At 67.1% G+C, this 18,681-nt stretch carries 16 protein-coding genes; 2 read left to right on the top strand and 14 right to left on the bottom strand.

Features of this window, described 5'->3' with window-relative positions; genetic code table 11:
• Position 1: 1 nt before the first annotated feature.
• From JW030_RS04395 to JW030_RS04370, 6 genes are all read right to left on the bottom strand, one after another.
• Complete coding sequence (locus JW030_RS04395; RefSeq protein ID WP_188044532.1) at positions 2-2,056, bottom strand: FAD/NAD(P)-binding domain-containing protein; 2,055 nt, start codon at positions 2,054-2,056, stop codon at positions 2-4.
• Complete coding sequence (locus JW030_RS04390) at positions 2,056-2,838, bottom strand: ABC transporter ATP-binding protein (RefSeq protein ID WP_188044533.1); 783 nt, start codon at positions 2,836-2,838, stop codon at positions 2,056-2,058. The genes JW030_RS04395 and JW030_RS04390 overlap by 1 nt, the downstream gene beginning before the upstream one ends.
• On the bottom strand, positions 2,835-3,998 hold the full coding sequence (locus tag JW030_RS04385; protein ID WP_241095553.1) for an iron ABC transporter permease: 1,164 nt from the start codon (positions 3,996-3,998) through the stop codon (positions 2,835-2,837). The genes JW030_RS04390 and JW030_RS04385 overlap by 4 nt, the downstream gene beginning before the upstream one ends.
• Before the next feature lie 20 nt (positions 3,999-4,018).
• Positions 4,019-5,113, bottom strand: coding sequence for an ABC transporter substrate-binding protein (locus JW030_RS04380; RefSeq protein ID WP_223159782.1), 1,095 nt, complete (start codon positions 5,111-5,113; stop codon positions 4,019-4,021).
• Positions 5,114-5,200: 87 nt separating this feature from the next.
• Positions 5,201-6,367, bottom strand: coding sequence for a peroxidase-related enzyme (locus JW030_RS04375; RefSeq protein WP_188044534.1), 1,167 nt, complete (start codon positions 6,365-6,367; stop codon positions 5,201-5,203).
• A gap of 130 nt (positions 6,368-6,497) precedes the next feature.
• Positions 6,498-6,992 (bottom strand): HNH endonuclease, encoded by a 495-nt coding sequence (locus tag JW030_RS04370; protein ID WP_188044535.1) that lies wholly within the window; start codon positions 6,990-6,992, stop codon positions 6,498-6,500.
• 363 nt (positions 6,993-7,355) lie between these two features.
• Between JW030_RS04370 and JW030_RS04365 the strand changes: the two genes are divergently transcribed.
• Positions 7,356-9,068, top strand: a complete 1,713-nt coding sequence (locus tag JW030_RS04365) for a hypothetical protein (protein WP_188044536.1) — start codon at positions 7,356-7,358, stop codon at positions 9,066-9,068.
• Between the two features lie 132 nt (positions 9,069-9,200).
• Positions 9,201-11,036 (top strand): hypothetical protein, encoded by a 1,836-nt coding sequence (locus JW030_RS04360; RefSeq protein ID WP_188044537.1) that lies wholly within the window; start codon positions 9,201-9,203, stop codon positions 11,034-11,036.
• 42 nt (positions 11,037-11,078) lie between these two features.
• On the opposite strand, the gene JW030_RS04355 is transcribed toward JW030_RS04360, so the two are convergent.
• The 8 genes from JW030_RS04355 to JW030_RS04320 all read right to left on the bottom strand — a co-directional run bounded on the left by JW030_RS04355 (position 11,079) and on the right by JW030_RS04320 (position 18,495).
• Positions 11,079-11,222 carry a hypothetical protein gene (locus JW030_RS04355; protein ID WP_188044538.1) on the bottom strand — a complete coding sequence of 48 codons (144 nt, stop codon included), beginning with the start codon at positions 11,220-11,222 and terminating at the stop codon, positions 11,079-11,081.
• Positions 11,223-11,526: 304 nt separating this feature from the next.
• Entirely contained in the window at positions 11,527-11,970 is a 444-nt protein-coding gene (locus tag JW030_RS04350) for a hypothetical protein (RefSeq protein WP_188044539.1), read from the bottom strand.
• Between the two features lie 245 nt (positions 11,971-12,215).
• Complete coding sequence (locus JW030_RS04345; protein WP_188044540.1) at positions 12,216-13,253, bottom strand: P1 family peptidase; 1,038 nt, start codon at positions 13,251-13,253, stop codon at positions 12,216-12,218.
• The gene (locus tag JW030_RS04340) at positions 13,250-14,068 is read right to left on the bottom strand and encodes an aspartate/glutamate racemase family protein (RefSeq protein WP_188044541.1); all 819 of its coding nucleotides are present in this window, start codon (positions 14,066-14,068) and stop codon (positions 13,250-13,252) included. The genes JW030_RS04345 and JW030_RS04340 overlap by 4 nt, the downstream gene beginning before the upstream one ends.
• Complete coding sequence (locus JW030_RS04335; protein ID WP_188044542.1) at positions 14,065-14,829, bottom strand: amino acid ABC transporter ATP-binding protein; 765 nt, start codon at positions 14,827-14,829, stop codon at positions 14,065-14,067. Before JW030_RS04335 ends, JW030_RS04340 begins: the two co-directional genes overlap by 4 nt.
• On the bottom strand, positions 14,826-15,836 hold the full coding sequence (locus JW030_RS04330; RefSeq protein WP_188044543.1) for an amino acid ABC transporter permease: 1,011 nt from the start codon (positions 15,834-15,836) through the stop codon (positions 14,826-14,828). Before JW030_RS04330 ends, JW030_RS04335 begins: the two co-directional genes overlap by 4 nt.
• Before the next feature lie 44 nt (positions 15,837-15,880).
• The gene (locus JW030_RS04325) at positions 15,881-16,846 is read right to left on the bottom strand and encodes an ABC transporter substrate-binding protein (RefSeq protein ID WP_188044544.1); all 966 of its coding nucleotides are present in this window, start codon (positions 16,844-16,846) and stop codon (positions 15,881-15,883) included.
• Positions 16,847-16,908: 62 nt separating this feature from the next.
• Positions 16,909-18,495: an amidohydrolase gene (locus tag JW030_RS04320; protein WP_188044545.1), complete on the bottom strand. Its 1,587-nt coding sequence runs from the start codon at positions 18,493-18,495 to the stop codon at positions 16,909-16,911.
• Positions 18,496-18,681 lie beyond the last annotated feature (186 nt).

Raw genomic sequence — 18,681 nt, 5'->3', positions numbered from 1 at the left:
CTCACCGACGGGAGGACTCCAGCCGCGCGCTCACGCTGCCCGCCCACGAACGCAGCTGAAGAACTACCTCGGCCGCGCGGTCCGCGCCCGCGAGCAGCGGGGACGGGACGCCGGGCGCCGCGCCGATCGCGCTGCCCGGCTGAGTGCTTCCGGCGGGAATGCCGAGCACCAAGACCCGCGGGTCGGGCTCGCCCGCCCCGTCGACGAGCGAGAGCGGGTGCGCGGGCGCCTCGCGCGGCACCGCGTCGATGCTCTCGGTCTCGACAAATCGTTCGGCCCCGCGCAGCGCGTGGATGCGCGCATCGCCCCGGCCGATCAGCTCTCGCAGCAGCGGGTCGCTCGTCGAGGGGACCTTGCCCTTCGACATCCGCGTCTCAATGAGCGCCCGCGCCGTCACCTCGATGCCCGAGATGCTCGACGCCGCGCGAAACACTCCCCCGGCCTCGTCGACTCTGACGCGGGTGTCGGGGCCGACGAGCTGCACGACCCCGGCATCGATCAGCGCCAGCACCTCCCGAACGCGCGACGCCGGGGCCCCGCTCGCCAGGAACAGGCTGTCCGCGTTGAACCACCCGTGCACGTCGCGCACCTCGGACTCGGGCGTGAGCACGCCGCGCACCGCGAGCTGCGAGACGCGTCCGCGCAGAGCTGCCATGGCTCGACTCACCGCCTGGTGCGGGCTGGTGCGGGGGCTCGCGAGCGATTCGAGCTCGTCGTCGACCAGCCGCTGCACTCGCGCTGCCCACTCCTCCGCGGTGATCGCCGCGCCGAGGGTGGGCCTCCGTAGTTCTTCGAGGCGGAAGCGCTGGCGCTCGTCGGGCACGAGCGCGGTAAGCGCCGCGTCGAGGTGCGCCACCTCTCCCGGCCACGAACGCGATCCCGCCGACACGACGTCCTGCGCGGCGGCGGCCCGCAGCGCGCGCTGCGCCTCGCCCAGGCTGACGGCGACGGTGCCGGGTGTCCGCGCCTCCACGGCCGTGAGCCAGGCCAGGCCGAACTCGGCGGCGATGAACGGCCACACGTCCGCGCCGAAATCAAGCGACTGCGGCGCCGATGCGAGCAGCTCGTCGAACCAATCGGGCCGGGCGATCTGCGCGGTGAAGCTGGGCGCCCCCGCCTCGCCGTAGTCGCCCTTCGAGCGGTACGGCACCCCGCGCCGCGAGGCGGCGAAGATGATCGGCTCGGCACCGCTGGGCATGTAGCGCAGGCGTCCGTGTGCGGCTCCCGCGATCGGTTCGAACGTGCCGCCGCGGCCGGCGGTGAGCTCGGCCACCACGTCGTAGAAGTTCGCGCCGAGGCCCTGCGCGATGACAGGCTGGCCCGCCGGAACGCGGTGCCACGGCTGTTCGGCGGGCATGCCGGGCGCAATATAGAAGAGACCGAGGCGGCCCGCCGCATCGGCGAAGTGCTCAACGGACTGCGTCGGCAGCGCCTGCACCATTCCCTGCGCGAGCACCACGGCGCGGCCCAGGAAGGTGCGGCCGTCGGCGACCGTGACGGTGCGTGCTTCGTCGCTGCCCTGTTCGGCCCCGGATCCTGCCCGCGCACCGTCTGCAGCCCCCGCCCGCGCGACGTCCACGACCGTGCCGAGAGCTCGGGCGAGCGAGACGCCGCCCAGGCGCGAGACCCGCGCGAGCTGGTCGTTGTAGTAGACGCCTTGCAGCCGGCGCGTGGGGAACGAGCCGGGGGTCACCTCTCGGGCCTCCTCGACGGCCCAGGGCACCTCGTGGCTGCCGCGCTCGGCGACTGCCCGCGCCCACTCGAGGAAGGTGGGGCCGTCGCCCGCAGGCCCGTCGATCGGGGTCGACTCGTCGGGGTACACCGTGGTCGAGGCCGAGGTCGTGTTGTTCAGGAAGTACGGCGTCTGGTCGGTGCGCCAGGTCGCCCCGGCCCCGACCTCGACTACATCGATGACGAGGGCGGACGCCGCGGGCTCTCCCGCGGCGCGCACCCGCGCATCGATCCGCTCGATCGTCGCCACCGCGCGCGGGCCGCCGCCCACGATGATGACGTCGAACACCGCCGCGGCCGCGTCGTTTTCGCGAAACTCAGCCATCAGATCTGGTACTCAATCTCTTGCACGACCGGGCGCACTTCCGCGTAGCCGTCTCGCTTCTCGACCGTCACGCGCAGGCCGTAGACCTCGCTCAGCGTCTCTTCGTCAAACGCGTCGACCGGGCTGCCCGAGGCGACGATCTTGCCGCCGTTGAGCAGCACCGTCTGGTCGCAGAACCGGCCAGCGTGGTTCAGGTCGTGAATCGCGATGAGCGCGGTGATGCCGCGCCGACGCGTGATCCAGCGGACGAGCTGCAGCGTCTCGACCTGATAGCGCAGGTCGAGCGCCGAGGTGGGCTCGTCGAGCAGCAGCAGCTTCGTGTCCTGCGCGATGGCCCGCGCGACAAGTGCGCGTTGCGCTTGCCCGCCCGAGAGCTCGGACAGCCGGCGATGCTCGAGCTCGCCCAGGCCGAGCAGGTCGATCGCGTCCTCGACCTTGTTCCAGTCCTTCCGGCTGGGGCGCAGCCCGAAGTGCGGGGTGCGGCCGAGCAGCACCGCCTCGCGCACGGTCATGTCGAAGGGCGCCTCGCCCGACTGCGGAACATAACCGACCGTGCGGGCGTGGTCTCGGCGGCGAAGACCGAGCAGGTCGACCCCGTCGAAGCTAACTCGCCCCTCGCTCGGCTTCTGAATGCCCGCCAGGATCTTGGTGAGCGTCGACTTTCCCGAGCCGTTCGGCCCGAGCAGCGCGCAAAAACTCCCCTCTGCCACCTCGAGCGAGACCCCCTTGAGCACCTTGTGCTTGGGGTACGAGAACTCGACGTTGTCTATTTTGAGGCTCATTTGAGACTGCTCTTCCGCGTCAAAATCAGGTTGATGAAAATCGGGGCGCCGATGAACGCGACGACGATGCCGACCGGGATCACCGCGGGCGCGAGGATCGTGCGGCCCACCGTGTCGGCGACGAGCAGCAGCAGGCCGCCCGAGAGCACCGAGAACGGCAGCAGGAAGCGGTGGTCTGAGCCGATGATCAGGCGGGCGATGTGCGGCCCGACGAGCCCGACGAAGCCGATCACGCCACAGAAGCTCACCACGACCGAGGCGAGCAGCACCGAGAGCCCGATGAGCCCGACGCGCAGCACCGTGACGTTGACGCCGAGGCTCTTCGCGGCGTCGTCGCCGGCGAACGCGATCGCGTTGAGGTCCTTCGCAAACCAGAGCGCGATCGGCAGGCCGACGAGCACGATCGCCCCAACCACCCACACGTCGTTCCAGGTCGCGTCGTTCACCGAGCCGAAGGTCCAGCGCACGATCGCCTGTAGCGTGTTCTCGCTCGCGATGTACTGCAGGGCCGCGGTCATCGCCTCGAACAGCTGGGTGATGGCGATGCCGAGCAGCAGCAGGGTGGCGACGGCCATGCGCTTGGCCGAGGCCAGCGCGAGCACCAGGGCCGAGACCGCGAGCGCGACGCCAAGGGCGCTGAGAATGATCGCCCACGAGGGCAGCGAGCTCGAGCCCGCGATCGTGATCGCCATAGCCGCGCCGAACGCGGCCGCGGGCGAGACGCCGAGCGTGAAGGGGCTCACGAGCGGGTTGCGCAGGAGCCCCTGCATGAGCGCCCCGGCGAGCGAGAGCCCGGCGCCCGCGACGAAGGCGAGCAGGGCCCGCGGGAAGCGCAGCTCGGTGATGATCGAGAAGGTCCGCACGAAGTCAGCCTCGAGCGTGCCGCCAAAGAGCGACAGCTGTACGGCCTTCCACACGTCGAGCAGGGTGATGCCGGCGGTGCCGATGACGATCGACCCGCCGATTGCGAGCAGCGAGAGCAGCACCGAGACGAGCAGGATCACGCCGCGGGCGCCGGAGAACCGCTCAGCGAGGGTGCGGTGACGCGTGGCGGGCGCGCCCCCGCCCCGGCGGTCGGCCCGTTCGGGCACGACCGCCGGGGCGGGGGCTGGGGCTGCGGCTGCGGCTGCGACATCGGCCGGATCCGGCCCGGTGCTCACTACCTGTTCCAATCGCTGCGTCACTGTGCGGCACCCGCCGGCAGGCTGACGTAGGCGTCGGCACCGGCGAAGTCGGTGTCGAGGAACTCGGTGACCCAGCGCTCGAGGTACTCGTCGGCGTTCACGTCCGCGAACTCCTCCGGGTGCAGCCAGGTCGCCAGGTAGAGCGCGCCGATGGACTTCGAGAGCGCGCTCGTCGCGAAGCCGCTCGTCACGTACACCTGGTCATTCGCGACCGCGTCGATGCCGCCCCAGCCCGGGCGAGCGCTGATCTCTTGGCGGGTGGCCTCAAAGCGTGCGGCGTCCACGGGGACCGCGCTGGGGTCGTACTCGTGCAGGATCAGGGCGGGGTTTCGCAGCACCACCTCGGCGGGCTCGACGGTCAGCTCCTCTTGCACGTCGCCGCCTCCGGCGTCGGCGAAGACGTTCTCGCCGCCGGCGCCCTCGATCAGGGCGTGGAAGCCCGAGCCCGGAAGCACAGTGAGGTACGGGTCGACGGTCTCAAGGTAGACGGGCTTCGCCTCGGTGCCGTCGATGCCCTCAGCAATAACGCCCGAGATCTCCTCGTGGAAGTCCTTGACCTTCTGGGCGCCCGCTTCCTCGCCGAACACCTCGCCCAGCAACGAGATGGTGTCGTCGAAGACCGAGTTGTCCCAGGCGGTCGCGACGACCACCGGGATCCCGAAGGGTTCGAGCTGGGTGGCCGCCTCTTCCCAGACGGCGTTGCGCGGCACGATGACGACGTCGGGGTCGAGCTCGGCGATCGCCTCGTAGTTGAGCTCATTGAGACCCTGCGACACAACGTCCTGCTCGCTGAGGCCCAGGTAGGGCAGGCGCTCGAGGGAGGTACTGTCGACGCCGACGACACGGTCGCCCGCCCCGATGGCACGCACGAACTCGTTGCCGTAGCTGTTGAGCACAACGGCCGTCTGCGCCGGCCCGTCGAGCGTGATCTCGCGACCCTGGTCGTCGGTGACGGTGATTTCTTCGTTCCCACTGGCAGCCGCGGTCTCGGGTGTGACGGTGCCGCAGCCGGCGAGCATCATTGCTGCAGCTCCCGCGAGAGCGGTAAACCCGAGCGTTCGAGCACGGCGTGCAGAGGTGATGGTCGACATGACAGTTCCTTTGTTTGGGGTGGGTGGAGACAGCGTCGGGATCCGGTGGCGGAGCCAGACGAGAATGAGGGGGCTGAGGCGGGCGGGCTAGGCGCGCGCGCCGGGTTCGGTGCCCGGGATCGCGGGCTCGCCGAGGCTCAGCATCAGGCGGTTTGCCCAGGCAAAGAAAGCCGTGGCGAAGACCGCGTCAGCGATCTCGTCGGCGCCCAGCCCGACATCGCGCAGCGCCTCGATGTCCACTGTGGTGGCCGAGGGGCGCAGCTCCGACAGGCGGGCCGCGAAGCGCACGATGGCCGCCCAGCGCTCGTCCTGGCCGTCGGCCAGCGCGTCGGTGTCGGCCGCGACCCAGTCGGCGTCGCGTTCGAGCTCGATCGCGAGTAGCCGGTCGATGTCGTCGGCGCGCTTGGTCTGGAACTCGGCCTTGCGGGCGTGCACCGAGGCACAGTAGATGCAGTCGTTCACCTTGCTGGTGACGGCCGCCGCGAGCTCGCGCTCCCCGCGAGGCAGCCCGTCGCGACCCAGGAAGACCGCGTTATCGAGGGCGCTGCGGGCGCGCAGCACCGCGGGCGTGCGCGCGAGCAGCCGGAAGTACTCGGAGTTGGTGGTGGCCTTCGCCGCGAATGACTCGACCTGTTCGGCGGTGAGCTCAGTCTCGGGCACCGCTGGCACCCAGGGCTCCCACGCCAGCACGTCGCGGGTGAAGTGTGCAGGGATCTCGCTGCCTCGGGCGGTGTGCGACTGCACGGCCGGTGTGCGCCCGTGGGCGACCGTCAAGCGGTTCGATCCTTCGTACCGCGCAGGATCCTGCCCGGTGAGCAGCTCAAGGCCGTGCGCGGCACGTAGCAGGTAGCTCTCGTAGGCGACGACCTGGCTGATCAGCACGATTTCGTCGGCGGTGACGCCGGCGAGTTGCAGGGTGAGCTGGTCTTCGCGCTCGACGAGGGCCGGCGAGACGGTGATCAGCTCGACGTGCTCGACGATGGTGCGGAGCTTCGAGTCGGCGGGCAGCTCGTCCGTGAGCAGGGCCGGGTCGGCGAGGCGCGCGTGGTGCTCGGCGAGCGCCTCGCTCCCCTGCTGGCGGGCGACGAGCGTCGCGAGCCCGTGGAGGACGCTCGCGGGCAGCGCCTGCGGGGTCTCATAGAGTGCGGCATATGCCTCGCGGGTGTGAGCCAAAACCTCGCTGCGGCCGGGCAGGCTGGCGTCGTCCGGCGTCTCGTGAAGTAGCGAGAACAGACTGTCAACGGCGGTAGTCACCTGCGGGCTCCTTGGGTTCGTGAGTGGGAATGGCCCAACCCTACGAAGCCCTCGGACGCGAAGCAAACATCACGCCTGATTATGTTTCACATTACGTAACGTAATGGGAATTGCGACGGCCTCTCGCCTTTCAGGATCGCCGCGAGCCCCGCTTCGGTTGCCGGCGGGCAAGCCGTTCCTCATCGCCCATCTGCGCGATCACCCGCACATCCGCGCCTCCCGGGAAGTACTGCGCCCGGCGCCGCTCGAGCCCGCGGAGGTACCACCAGGCCGGAGTCATCGAGCTCTTCGACGTGTTGTGTGCGCGGCAGAGCGCCTGGCCGTTGGACAGCACGGTCGGACCGCCCTTTGACCACGGGTACACGTGGTCGGCGTCGGTCGCGGGACTCGAACACCGGCCCCAGGCGACAAACTCGGCCGCCTCGCAACGATCCCCCGCCCGCGCCATGAGCTCGCGCCGCACACCGAACTTGAAGCTGCGCCAAGGGTCGCGCCTGCGGGTTGCTGGACCGCGACCAGGGAGCGGGGCGGCAAGAAGGATGAAAAGCACGGCCGTTGGGATCGTCCAGAACAGGTTGGGGAGAAAAGCAGTACGCCAGATGATCTGAAAAATCTCTATAGTCACGAGATGAGCCCCTCCTTGCGCTTGCCTTTGTTCTGGCCACCCTGGCAGTACTCGCAGAGCCAGCCGGCATCGGCGACCGAATCCCGTACCGACAAAGGATTTCCACCCCTACACACAGGATGTTCTCTGCCAGACTCGGGAATTGAGTTTCCGAGCACAGGGTCGGGATACCGGTCGGCCACAAGGCTGCAACAAGATGAAGCCTTCCGCACCGCAGTCCAGCGCGTCCCTTGCCACGAGCCAGCATAGGCAGACCAGTCGGTGATTCGCGGTAGGTTCCTACAGAGAAGAGTAGTTCCGCACATCCCGCCCAGGGCGCCCTCAAAAGACGCGATGGACGACCGTCAAAAGGGCAGCTAAGCGATGCAAGACACCCCTGAGGACAGCGATACGGGAGTTCCCGAACGCCGATCGAAATCCTCGCTTCCTCAATGGCTACTCCCGAGAAATTTTTCGCGCTCGCACTTCCTTGTCGCCGGACTCGTGGTGGCTGCGGTAATCGCTGGAATCGCTGTGGTTCCGCGTCTACTGGAAGCACCGACTGCATCTCCGGCGATACCGGCGACTCTTGACACAGATACGGACGGGCTCCCGGATATCGCAGAGGCTAGCGGTTGGAAGGTGGCCAGCAGTGTCTATCTCACCGACCCGAATAACCCTGACACTGATGGCGATGGCCTTTCTGATGGTGAGGAAGCTGGGGACCTCCTCCCGTCTTCAGGAGGATCCTTTACGTATGGAGGAGTCTCCAACCCGACCAAATCGGACTCAGACGATGATGGATTGTCGGACAGGGTTGAGGTCATTGGGTGGACAGTCGACAACGGAGAGACCTTTCTCACAGACCCGCTCGACCCAGATGGCGATATGGATGGCCTACTCGACGGCGATGAGGCCGGGGACCGGGTAAGGGAGAGTGGATCAACGTACATGTTTGTCGGCTTCTCGAACCCTGAACTCGGTGACACCGACGATGACCGCCTGCACGATGCGGCAGAGGCCGACAACCAGACGAGCCCGTATTTCGCCGACACCGATCGAGACGGACTCAGTGACTACCAAGAAGTATTGACAGTCGGTTCTGACCCAAATGTTGCCGACACTGACGGTGACGGACACCAGGACGACTTCGAGGAGATGAACAGAGAACTCCAGGGCGTCGACCCGCTGTTCGTCGATGTCGAAGTGTCTACTTGGGAGTACGCTGGCGATTTTGCAAAGGGCGCCCTCGCAGGGGATGCATGGCGGACAGACTCGGTGGCGTGGCTTGCCGGAAACCTTGTCAGTAGCGGAACAAGCTTCATCCCCGGGATCGGCTGGATCGTTGGAGGTGTTGCCGATGCGCGCGACACAATTGCCTCAGCGATTCAGGCTGATTGGGTTGGCGCGGGATTCAGCGCAGTGGGCCTGATCCCTGCTGTGGGGGACGCTACAGCGATCCCCCGAAAAGCAGGCGCATTTGTTGCGAAGCACCCAGAGCTCGCTGGTGCTGTTGGCGCGCTGATTGTGGGGCTCAACAAAGTTCCCGAGTCAATAAGGATCGATGCGTCTCGTCAGTTGTGGAAGGCGTGGGATCCTCTCATCGAGGCTGGCGCCAGCAAGAAGGCACTCCTGCAACTTCAGAAGAGCGGACGAACCAATCTCGACTACCTCGATGCTTCATTGAAGCGGGAAGGCCACAGCGCGGGAGCGCCCTCTCGATTCCTCGCCGACGGAGCCGCAGGCGAGAGGAGCCTGCAGCAATCACTCGGCACACATGGTGCGTCTGTCGAGACTCAAGTGCGAGCCTCCACCATGGCTTGTATCGAAGTGTGCAACTCAAACGTGCGAGTATTCGATGCGCTTGTGGACGGCGTGGCCCACGAATCAAAAGTTGGATTCAACTCACTCACATCATCGGTGAAGGCGCAAATCAATTCAGATGCGTACCTCGTAAAGACTGGAGTAATCACCGACGCACACTGGCACTTCTACCCGAGCGCGCACACCAATCAGGTTGGCGCGAGCAAGCCAGTTCTTGACCTTCTCGAAGCGAATGGGATCACTTTCACCATCCATCTTCCGAAAACGAAATAGTGCACGCCTATTCGCCACTCCGCTCGAGACTGCACAAGGGCTCCTAAAACCGCAACAATAGGGCGAGTCACCAAAATACTTTGCACTTCCGACCGAGTTACTCAGACACTCGGCAGACCTCATGGAGTTTCATTGACGAACGAACCATCCCTGTTGCTCCTGCACGGTGTAGGAGCCGGCGATGTTAATGACGACTGGAGAGATTCGCTTTCCACCGCCTTAGTTAGCCTTGGATACCCAGAGCTCACAGAAACGCGGGTGATCGTTCCCAAGTATGCGCACGCTCTCCTGGGCTCGGACGATAAAACGGCCCTTCCTGAAATCACTGTCAAGCAGCCCCCTCGAGCGCAGGCTCGTCAGAACCGTCGAGATTTCGAACGGCGAATCGGCGCAATTGAGTTCAGGCTGGGGCGTCACAATCATGGCAGCGCCCGGATCGGCGGAGACACCACCATCGATCTCGCCGTCAAACTTCCACAATTTGCGCAGGCGCGAAACTACATGCAGAAGCCGCAGATTCGTGCTCAAGTACTTAGCCGGATCCTCTCCACGCTTCCCGAGTCGGGGCAAGTCGTAATCGTGGCCCACAGCCTCGGATCGGTGATCGCCGCGGATCTCGTGCGTCGCCTACCGTCTGGATTGAAGGTCTCGGGGATGGTGACGATCGGAAGCCCGCTTGCGAATGGCAACTTCAACCCAGGAAACCTGCGCGACATCCTGAAGGAGCCACCTACGAATCTGGCCTGGTGGGTGAACTTCTGGAACTCACACGATCCGGTCGCTGCCCACCGAGGCGTTTCTTCTGTCTTTCCGTGGGTAATTGATTTCTGTACCCAGTCGAAATTGTCCCCGCGTGTGCACGATGCAGTCGAATACCTTGCCGATGAGTCCGTTGCTTCAGCGATCGGTTTCGCACTCTTCGGTTCGAGGTCGAAAGAAATTGCGCGCGCAGAGAAGAGCCTTGACATTCCAGTGGACTACGCCGAGCGAATCGTCCTTTGGGCCCTGCGATATGCCCACCTAATCCAGCTTAGGCTCGAAGGTGACCTCCGAGATCGATACGCCGGCGCGCTTCGCCACGTTCAGGCCGCCGCAGTTGGCGGGGTCAGGCAACGGAACCTAGATGAGAATCGAGGGCTTCCATTTGAGATTGCACGCCTCGCTTTCGATCTCTCCGACCCGGATGCTTTTGCACCCGAACCGCTCCCGAGCAGCCACATGTCAAAAGACGAAGCATCTCTCGTGCTCACTCTGATCGCATCAGAAAACATCATTCGTCCTTTTGAGATTTCAGTTCCAAGGGATAAGCGAGAGGAGGCACTTCAAGATCTCACAGCCGAAATGGGGCTCGGGAGTCTATATGGCGCCGAGGTATTCGCCGCAGCAAAGCTGGCCCAGGAAGTGGCCAGTGGCAAGCGCGGCGTGGATTGGGTCCGATGGGGAATTGTGGGCGCTGGAGCGGTAGCTCTTGTGGTTGCGACAGGTGGACTCGCACTCGCTGCCGCACCGGGACTTGCTGGAGCAGCCGTGGTCACTAGCGCCTTGGCTAGCTTTGGACCGGGCGGAATGATCGGTGGCTTGCTCACCGCGGGAACGCTTGTAACCGCTGGCGGCGGTAGCATCGCATACGGTCTTGCCAGCGCTGACACTTCCTCGGGAACGTTGGAGGAGGTTGTTTCGCGACAGCTGGCCTTGGTAATTCTGCGCAATGGGGTCGACCCAGCGCAGGACCGGGCCGTATGGGCAAACTTTGTGGAGATCGAGACTAGCTTGCGACGTAAGCATGAGCGGCTTGATGAGTTCTCCGACGAGTCAGCACCTGCATTGAAAGAACTCGTTGAGAAGCTCGGCTCGATCGAACGTGCGCTGAGCTTCATGCGGGAAAAGGGATTCGAGCCTGGTGTCGAGCCAGCCGATGCAAGTGAGCCGAAGCGGAATCCACTGGCTGCGTTGGGGATACGACGGTAGCCCGGATCATTCTCTCCAGCCGGAGTGTCATCACCGCGCACATCACATCAACCTCGTCGCCCCAGCTCGCTCCAGCCGCTCCCGCACCACGTCCACCGGGATCCCGTGCGCCACGCGCCCCTCGGGCCCAATTCGCGTCTCGGCCCGCAGGATCGAGTTGATCAGCGCCTCCTCAACCGCGAGCATCGTCGCGTGGAAGAGCCCCGAGCAGTCGCCGTCGCCGAACGCACAACACTTCGTTCATTCATATGGGCCAGCTCCAGGTCAGCCGGAGCGAAATCAGCCAATGAAGGAAGAACATCAGCGGTATCTTGAATCCCGCCCCATGAATGTCTGCCGTCCAGGCCAGAAAGTCACCGTGACTATTTTGCGCACTGCAGCTCGCAGCAGGTTCCGGATCACATGAGTCGGGGTCGAAATCCGTCATGTCCACGACGGGGCTCCGCAGACGCTTTCGCCGACGGCAGAGCCGCGAGCTGCCGCTGAGTTGCTACCTGATGTAGACGTCGAGGTGATTGCCGACGGTGCCGCGATCGTAGATCTTTCCGGGGTACCCGAACGGGGTCTCGAAGACCGTACCCTTGGGTGCTGAACCCGCGAGAACAATGAACCCGTCGCCGTCACTCACGTAGCCGCCCGCGTTCACGTGTCGACCGGAGATCGCAAGTCCACCACCAGGAAGCACCTGCTGACTGTAATAGGTGAAGCGATAACCGCCCCAGTTCACCGACCCGGTAAACATGAACTGCTCGAGGGTGTATTCCGCAGCGGGCGCGACCGGTACCGTCGGCGCCTCCTCAACGTCAAGCGAGAGGTCGATATCGGTTACGGAGTTCTCGGCGTCGGCCGATGCAAGCATCTGCAGATCACTCGCCGCAAAGACGCTCGGACCTTCGGCGTAGGCGGCTTGAGGGAGGGAGAACGGAGCAAGCACCGCGCTCCCTAGCAGCAGAAGCGCAGCGGACAAGGGCCTGGCCACGCCCAGGCGCAGCCGCGCTGGGGAGATCGTCGACGAGTGAGACACAGTTCCGCCAGCATACCCTCGCATCCTGAGCGCGGAAGGGTGGCGATGCACGCCGCAAGAGCCCGCAGCAGCGCCCGGTAGATCACCGTGCACGAAGCGCTTCCGCGCACAACCGTGACCGAATTCCGAGACCCTATCGACTACTGGTCAGTTCTTCACTCCAACCCAGTCACCCCAGCCCGCTCCAGCCGCTCCCGCACCGCATCCACCGGGATTCCGTGCGCCACGCGCCCCTCGGGCCCCGTCCGCGTCTCGGCCCGCAGGATCGAGTTAATCAGCGCCTCCTCGACCGCGAGCATCGTCGCGTGGAAGAGCCCCGAGCAGTGGTCGTCGGCGAGGGACTCCCCCGCGCCAGTCGTGAACGCGATCGCGTAGTCGCCGCTGCCGTTCGAGAAGTCTGCGCCGACCCCGCGCATGCCGATGACCGCGCGGCGCGCGATGCGCGAAAGCTGCCGCCCGTCGAACGGGGCGTCGAGCGCAACGACGATCATGCACGAATTCCCGACCGTCTCCGCCGTCGGCCCTGGCACGAGCTCGGCGGACGGCATGGGCACGCCCGCGATGCGCAGCAGACCCGTGAAGTTGCTCTGCACCAGCACGCCGACGGTGACCGAGCGTGACCCGACGGCGACCACGCGCGACGCCGTGCCGATGCCGCCCTTGAACCCGAGCGCGGTCGTGCCGGCCCCGGCGCCCACGGCGCCCTCGGCCACCGGCCCACTCGCGGCTGCGGCGAGCGCAGCCCGCAGGTGCTCCCCTGTGACCGGCCGGTCGCGGATGTGCGACAGGAAGCCGTCGTTCGTCTCGCCGACGACCGGGTTCAGCGTCGTGGTCTTCGCGTGCCACGGCTGCGCGAGCACCTCGGTCACGAGGGCGTCGGCGGCGCGGAACGCGGACAGCGTGCTGGTGAGCAGGATCGGGGTCTCGATCGATCCCAGCTCCTGAATCTGCGTCGCGCCGATCAGCTTGCCGTAGCCGTTGCCGACCGCGAGCCCGGCGGGCAGCGTCCGCCGCTCGGCCGAGAGCTGGCGCGGCACGATCGCGGTCACGCCACTGTTGATCTCGTGCGCGGCGATGGTCGCGTGGCCGATCTCGACCCCGGCGACGTCGGTGATTGCGTTGAGCTCGCCACGCGGAAACGGGCCCGGCCCGATGCCGAGATCGGCCAAGCGTGGCCTGGAGTTCGCGGTCATGCGGTCACCCCTTCCCGGGTGTTCGTCTCTGCAACGCTCGAACCAGCAGCATTCGAGTCGGCGGCGGCCGCGCTGGCAGCCAGAGAACCGCCCGCCTCAGCAAACGCTTCCCGCACCACTGCCTCGGCCAGCACCTGCGTCGGGTCGACGACCCGCAGCGGCAGCGCCGACACCTGGGCGAGCGCGATCGGCAGCTCGGTGCACCCGGCGATGACGGCATCGATCCCGTCGGCGGCGAACGCCGCCACGACCGACGCGAGCAGCTCGCCCGCACGGGCGTCGCCCGCATCGCTCTTCACGCACGCGATCGCCTCGGCGACCCTCCCCTGCAACGAGGCATCGGGCACCACGACCTCGACCCCGCTGCGCGCAAACGCGTGCTGGTATAGCCTCGCCCGCACCGTGCCGAGGGTGGCGAGCAGCGCAATCTTCCGGGCGGGCACGAGCCCGTCCTCGATCACGCGGTCCCGCGTCTCCTCGATCATGTTCAGCACCGGAATATCGACCGCGGCCTGAATCTCGGCGAGAAACGCGTGGGCCGTGTTGCAGGGCACGGCGATGAGCCCCGCTCCCCCGCGCTCGAGCCGCCGCGCGCCGTCCGCGAGCTGCGGGCCCGGGTGCGGGCCGGCGCCGGCGAGCGCCGAGGTGCGGTCGGGAATGCTCGGGTCCGACCAGATCAGCGCCTGCGGGTGGTCCTGATCGCGCAGCGCGGGTGTCGCGCGCACGATCTTGGAGTAGAAGTCCGCGGTGGCCGCGGGGCCCATGCCGCCCAAGATGCCGATGACGGGATGCACCACCGCAAGCCCCGCGCTCATCGCACCCGGTCCAGGAAGCCCCGCGTGCGCACCGAGCTCGCGTCTTCCAGGATCGCGCTCGGCGCCCCCGACTCGATGACGCGCCCCTCGTCGAAGAAGCTCAGCGTGTCGGCCGCCTCCTTCGCGAAGGCGATCTCGTGCGTGACGACAATCATCGTCATGCCGTCGCGGGCGAGGCCGCGCATGGTCTCGAGCACCTCGTCGACCAGCTCGGGGTCGAGCGCGCTCGTCGGCTCGTCGAACAAGATGAGCTCGGGGTCCATCGCGAGCGCCCGTGCGATCGCGACCCGCTGCTGCTGCCCGCCCGAGAGCTGGTGCGGCAACTTCTGCGCGTGGTCCGCGAGGCCCACCCGGTCGAGCTGCTCGAGCGCCCGGGCGTTGGCGACCGACTGCGGCAGCTTCTTCACGTGGATCAGGCTCGCCGCCACGTTCTCTTGCGCGCTCAGGTGCCCGTAGAGGTTGAAGCGCTGGAACACCATGCCGATGTGCGAGCGGAAGCGCGCCATCTCCTTGTCGTTCCACGGGTGGTACTTGCCGCCGCGCAGGCTGTATCCGACCTGCTCGCCGCGCACGATCAGGCTGCCCGCGTCAATCGACTCGAGCGCGTTGATGGTGCGGAGGAAGGTCGACTTGCCGGATCCTGAGGGGCCAATAATGCAGCTCACCTCGCCCCGGCGCACCTGGAAGTCCACGCCCTTGAGCACCTGCGCGGCGCCGAACGACTTCCGCACCCCGGCGGCGTCCACCAATAGTTCGCTCATCGCACGACCTCCTTTTCTTCCTTCGCCGCGGCGCCTGCGCCGGGAGGCGGGCCCGACCGGCCCTTCGGCCCCCGAGGCAGGGTGATCGCCCCGGTGGCGACGCGAATGACCCGCTGACTGAATCCCTCGCCGCGGATGAGGCGGACGCGATCCTGCCCATACCGCTTCTCGAGCAGCGACTGCAGGTAGGTCGCGATCGCGGTGAGGAACATGTACCAAATGCTCGCGACGATCAGCAGCTCGATGATGAGGTTGTTCTGCTTGTAGATGCGGCTCGCGTTGGTCATCAGGTCGTTGCCCGCGACGACCACGATCAGCGAGGTCGTCTTGAGCATCGAGATGAACTCGTTGCCGGTGGGCGGGATGATGATGCGCATCGCCTGCGGCAGCACGATGAGGCGCATGGTCTGCCCGCTCGTCATGCCGCTCGCGAGCGACGCCTCGCGCTGCCCTTGGTCGACGGCCTGAATGCCGGCGCGCACCGTCTCCGCGAAGTACGCGGCGAGGTTGAGCCCGAGGCCGAGCAGGGCCGCGACCGAGCCCGAGATGAGCGAGTTCGTGTCCCAGCGCACGCCGATCTGAGTGAACGGGATCTGCAGCGTGATGTACGGCAAGAGGAACGCGAGGTTGAACCAGAAGATCAGCTGCACGAGCACCGGGGTGCCGCGGAAGAACCAGATGTAGCCCTCCGCGGTCACCCGCAGCACGGGGTTCTTCGAGATCTTCATGATGGCGAGCACGACGCCGAGCACGAGGCCCAGGATCGTCGCCGCGATGCTCACCCAGATGGTGACCATCACGCCCTCGAGGATGCGCGGGGAGAACAGGTACTCCCCCACCCGGTTCCACCGAATGTTCGGGTTGAACACCAGGATCGAGATCGCCCAGAGCACCAGGGCGAGCACGACGGCTCCGGTCAGCCACCGCTTCCAGTGGAGGGCGGGGGCGATGTCGATGCGTTCACCCGTGGGGGTCTCGAACGGCACCGTGCGTGATCGGCTGCTCATGGTGCGCCTTTCATTCGGTGGACGGGTGGGGTGACAGGGGGCGGTTACGCGCCGCCGTTGATGGTGGCCTCGTTGATAGCCATGCCCTCGACGTTCCACGCCTTCAGCAGCTCGAGGTAGGTACCGTCGTCCATGAGCTCCTGGAGTGCTGCCTGCACGGCCTTCGCGAGCTCGGGGTTCGCGTTGTCGATGCCGAGACCCCAGAGGCTCTCGCCGCCCTCGATGCCGACGAAGTCCATCTCGTTCACCGGGTCGGCCGCGCGAGCCGCCGCCACCGGGTAGTCGGTGATGGTCGCGACGGCGCGGCCGCTCTGCACCGCGAGGTTCGCGGCCGAGTCGCCATCGAAGCGCAGGATGTCGTAGGCCGCGGCCCCGGCATCGGTGCAACCCTTCGAGTACTCGTCGGCGAGCAGCGCCGACGAACCCGAGTCAACGACCGCGACCGTCTTGCCGCACAGGTCGTCGGGCACCTCGATGCCCTCGGGGTTGCCCTTGCCGACCAGGAACGCGTTGCCCGCGCTCACGTAGTTGACGAACGTCGTCGTCTCACGGCGCTCGGCGTTGTCGGTCATCGAGCTCGCGAGCACGTCGTAGCGCTTCGAGATGAGGCCCGGAATCATCGAGTTGAACTCCTGGTCGACGAGGGTCGCGTTCACGCCCAGCTTGCGCGAGATGGCATGCGCCATTGCCGGGTCAACGCCGATGATGTCGGTGCCGTTCGTGCCCCACTCCTCCATGGGCGGGTACCCGACCGACGTCACCCAGTTCAGGCCGTCGGACTTGAAGTTGTCGGGCAAGAGGGCCGCGGCAGTCTCGGAGGGCTCGATCCCCTCGATGACGCTCTTCGCCTTCTCCTCCTCGGGGACGACCATGAACTCGACCTTCGTGTCGGCCGCGGCCGAGTCACCCGTGTCTGAGAGCGACTGCCCGCCGCAGGCGGTGAGGCCCGCGACGGCGAACCCGAGGCTCAAGATGCCGGCGAGTGCGCGGACCTTCGTGTGCTTTTCCATAGTGTGTCTCCTTTGACTGCGTTGGTGTGGAATGACTGCGTGTGAAAACGACTGGAGGTGCTTCAGGCGATGTGGACGACGTCGCCGGCGACCGCCGTCAGGGCGACCGACAGCCCCGCGATTTCGCCGGGGTCGACGGCGTAGGGATCCTGCGAGAGCGCGACGAAGTCGGCGTGCGCGCCGACCGCGAGCCGTCCGAACTCGGAGCCCAGGCCCGCCGCCCGCGCGGGGGCCGAGGTGAACCCGCGCAGCGCCTCGGTCAGGCTGACGCGCTGCTCGGGCTCGCGCCCGCCGGGCGGCACGCCATCCCGCCGCATGCGGGTGACCGCGGCGTGGACACCGAACAGGGGGTTCGCGGGCTCGACGGGGGCGTCCGAGCCGAACGCGACGAGCGCGCCCGCGTCGATGAGCGACCGCCACGGGTAGTGCGCGATGTCGCGGTCGCCGAGCAGCTCGACGCTCAGCGGGAAGTCGCTCGTGCAGTGAATGGGCTGCATCGAGGCGACGACGCCGAGCTCGGCAAAGCGCGGCACATCCGCCCAGCGCAGGTGCTGCGCGTGCTCGATGCGGTTCGTGAGGCCCGCGGCCCGCGTCTGCGCGTGCGCCCGCTCGTAGGCGTCGAGCACGAGGGTGTTCGCGCGGTCACCGATGGCGTGGGTCGCAACCGCGATGCCGTGCGCGACGGCCCGGTCGACGAGCTCGCAGAGCTGGGCAAACGGGATCACCTCGATGCCCTGATTGCCCGGGTCACCCTCGAACGCGTGGTGCAGGTGCGCGGTGTGCGAGCCGAGGGCGCCGTCCGAGAACAGTTTGACGGGGCCGGTGGTGATCCACTCGTCGCCGTCGCCGGTGCGCCGCCCCTCGCTGATCGCGAGGTCGAGCGCGTCCATTGAGAGGCCGAGGTGGGCGCGCAGGCCGAGCTGGTCGTCCTGCCGCAAGCGGGCGTAGGCGGCGCGCACGTCCTCCCCCTCGAAGTTCGTGACGTGGGTGATGCCGGAGGCGAGCAGGCGCCGGTGCGCCTCGCGCAGGTACAGGTGCAGGTCCGCCGCGATCGCGGCCTCCGACAACTCGCGAATCTCGTCCATCGCGCTCTCAAAGAGCAGGCCCGCGGGCTCGGTTCCGCCGGCCTCGCGGGCAATGCGACCGCCCACAGGATCCCCGCTGCCCGCGGTGATGCCCGCGGCGCGCAGGCCGGCCGTGTTCGCCCACACCGAGTGGCCGTCGACGCTCGGCAGCGCCACGGGCCGGGCGCCGAAGATCTGGTCGAGGTGGTGGCGGGTCGGCTCGGGGCGGCCCTGCCAGGCGTTGCGGTCCCAGCGCCCGCCGAGCACCCAGGTGTCGCCGGGGTTCGCGATCGCGTACTCGCGCAGCGCGGCGAGGGTGTCGTCGAGGCTCGCGAGGCCGCGGAGGTCGGGCGCCCCGATCTCGCGGGCGAGATTGCCAGTGTGGATGTGGGCGTCGTGGAAGCCGGGCAGCACGACCTCGCCCGGCAGCTCGATCGTCTCGGTGCCGGGGGTGACCCGGGCGGCGAGGTCGGCGGGGGTGCCGAGGGCCGCGATGCGGCCGTCCGTGACGAGCATGGCGCCGTGCACCGACTCGCTCGCGTCGAGCGAGCGAATGTTCGGGTGGACGTACAGCACGCTTCGCATTAGCTTCCCTTACCGGTAGATGGCGGTGGCCTACGCTTGCGAGCGGACCACTGTGTCGCCTTCAGAGTATGGCGGCGGCCGCGCGAAACGCTAGCGCCGGGGCACCGAGTGTGGCACCATCAGCGTAAGCAACGCTGTTGCTCGGTGGTTTCGCCCTACGGTGGGTGATGTTCGCCGATTTCGCCG

Source organism: Leucobacter sp. CX169 (assembly GCF_017161405.1).
GTDB lineage: Bacteria > Actinomycetota > Actinomycetes > Actinomycetales > Microbacteriaceae > Cx-87.
This window is presented reverse-complemented; position numbering and strand designations above follow the sequence as displayed.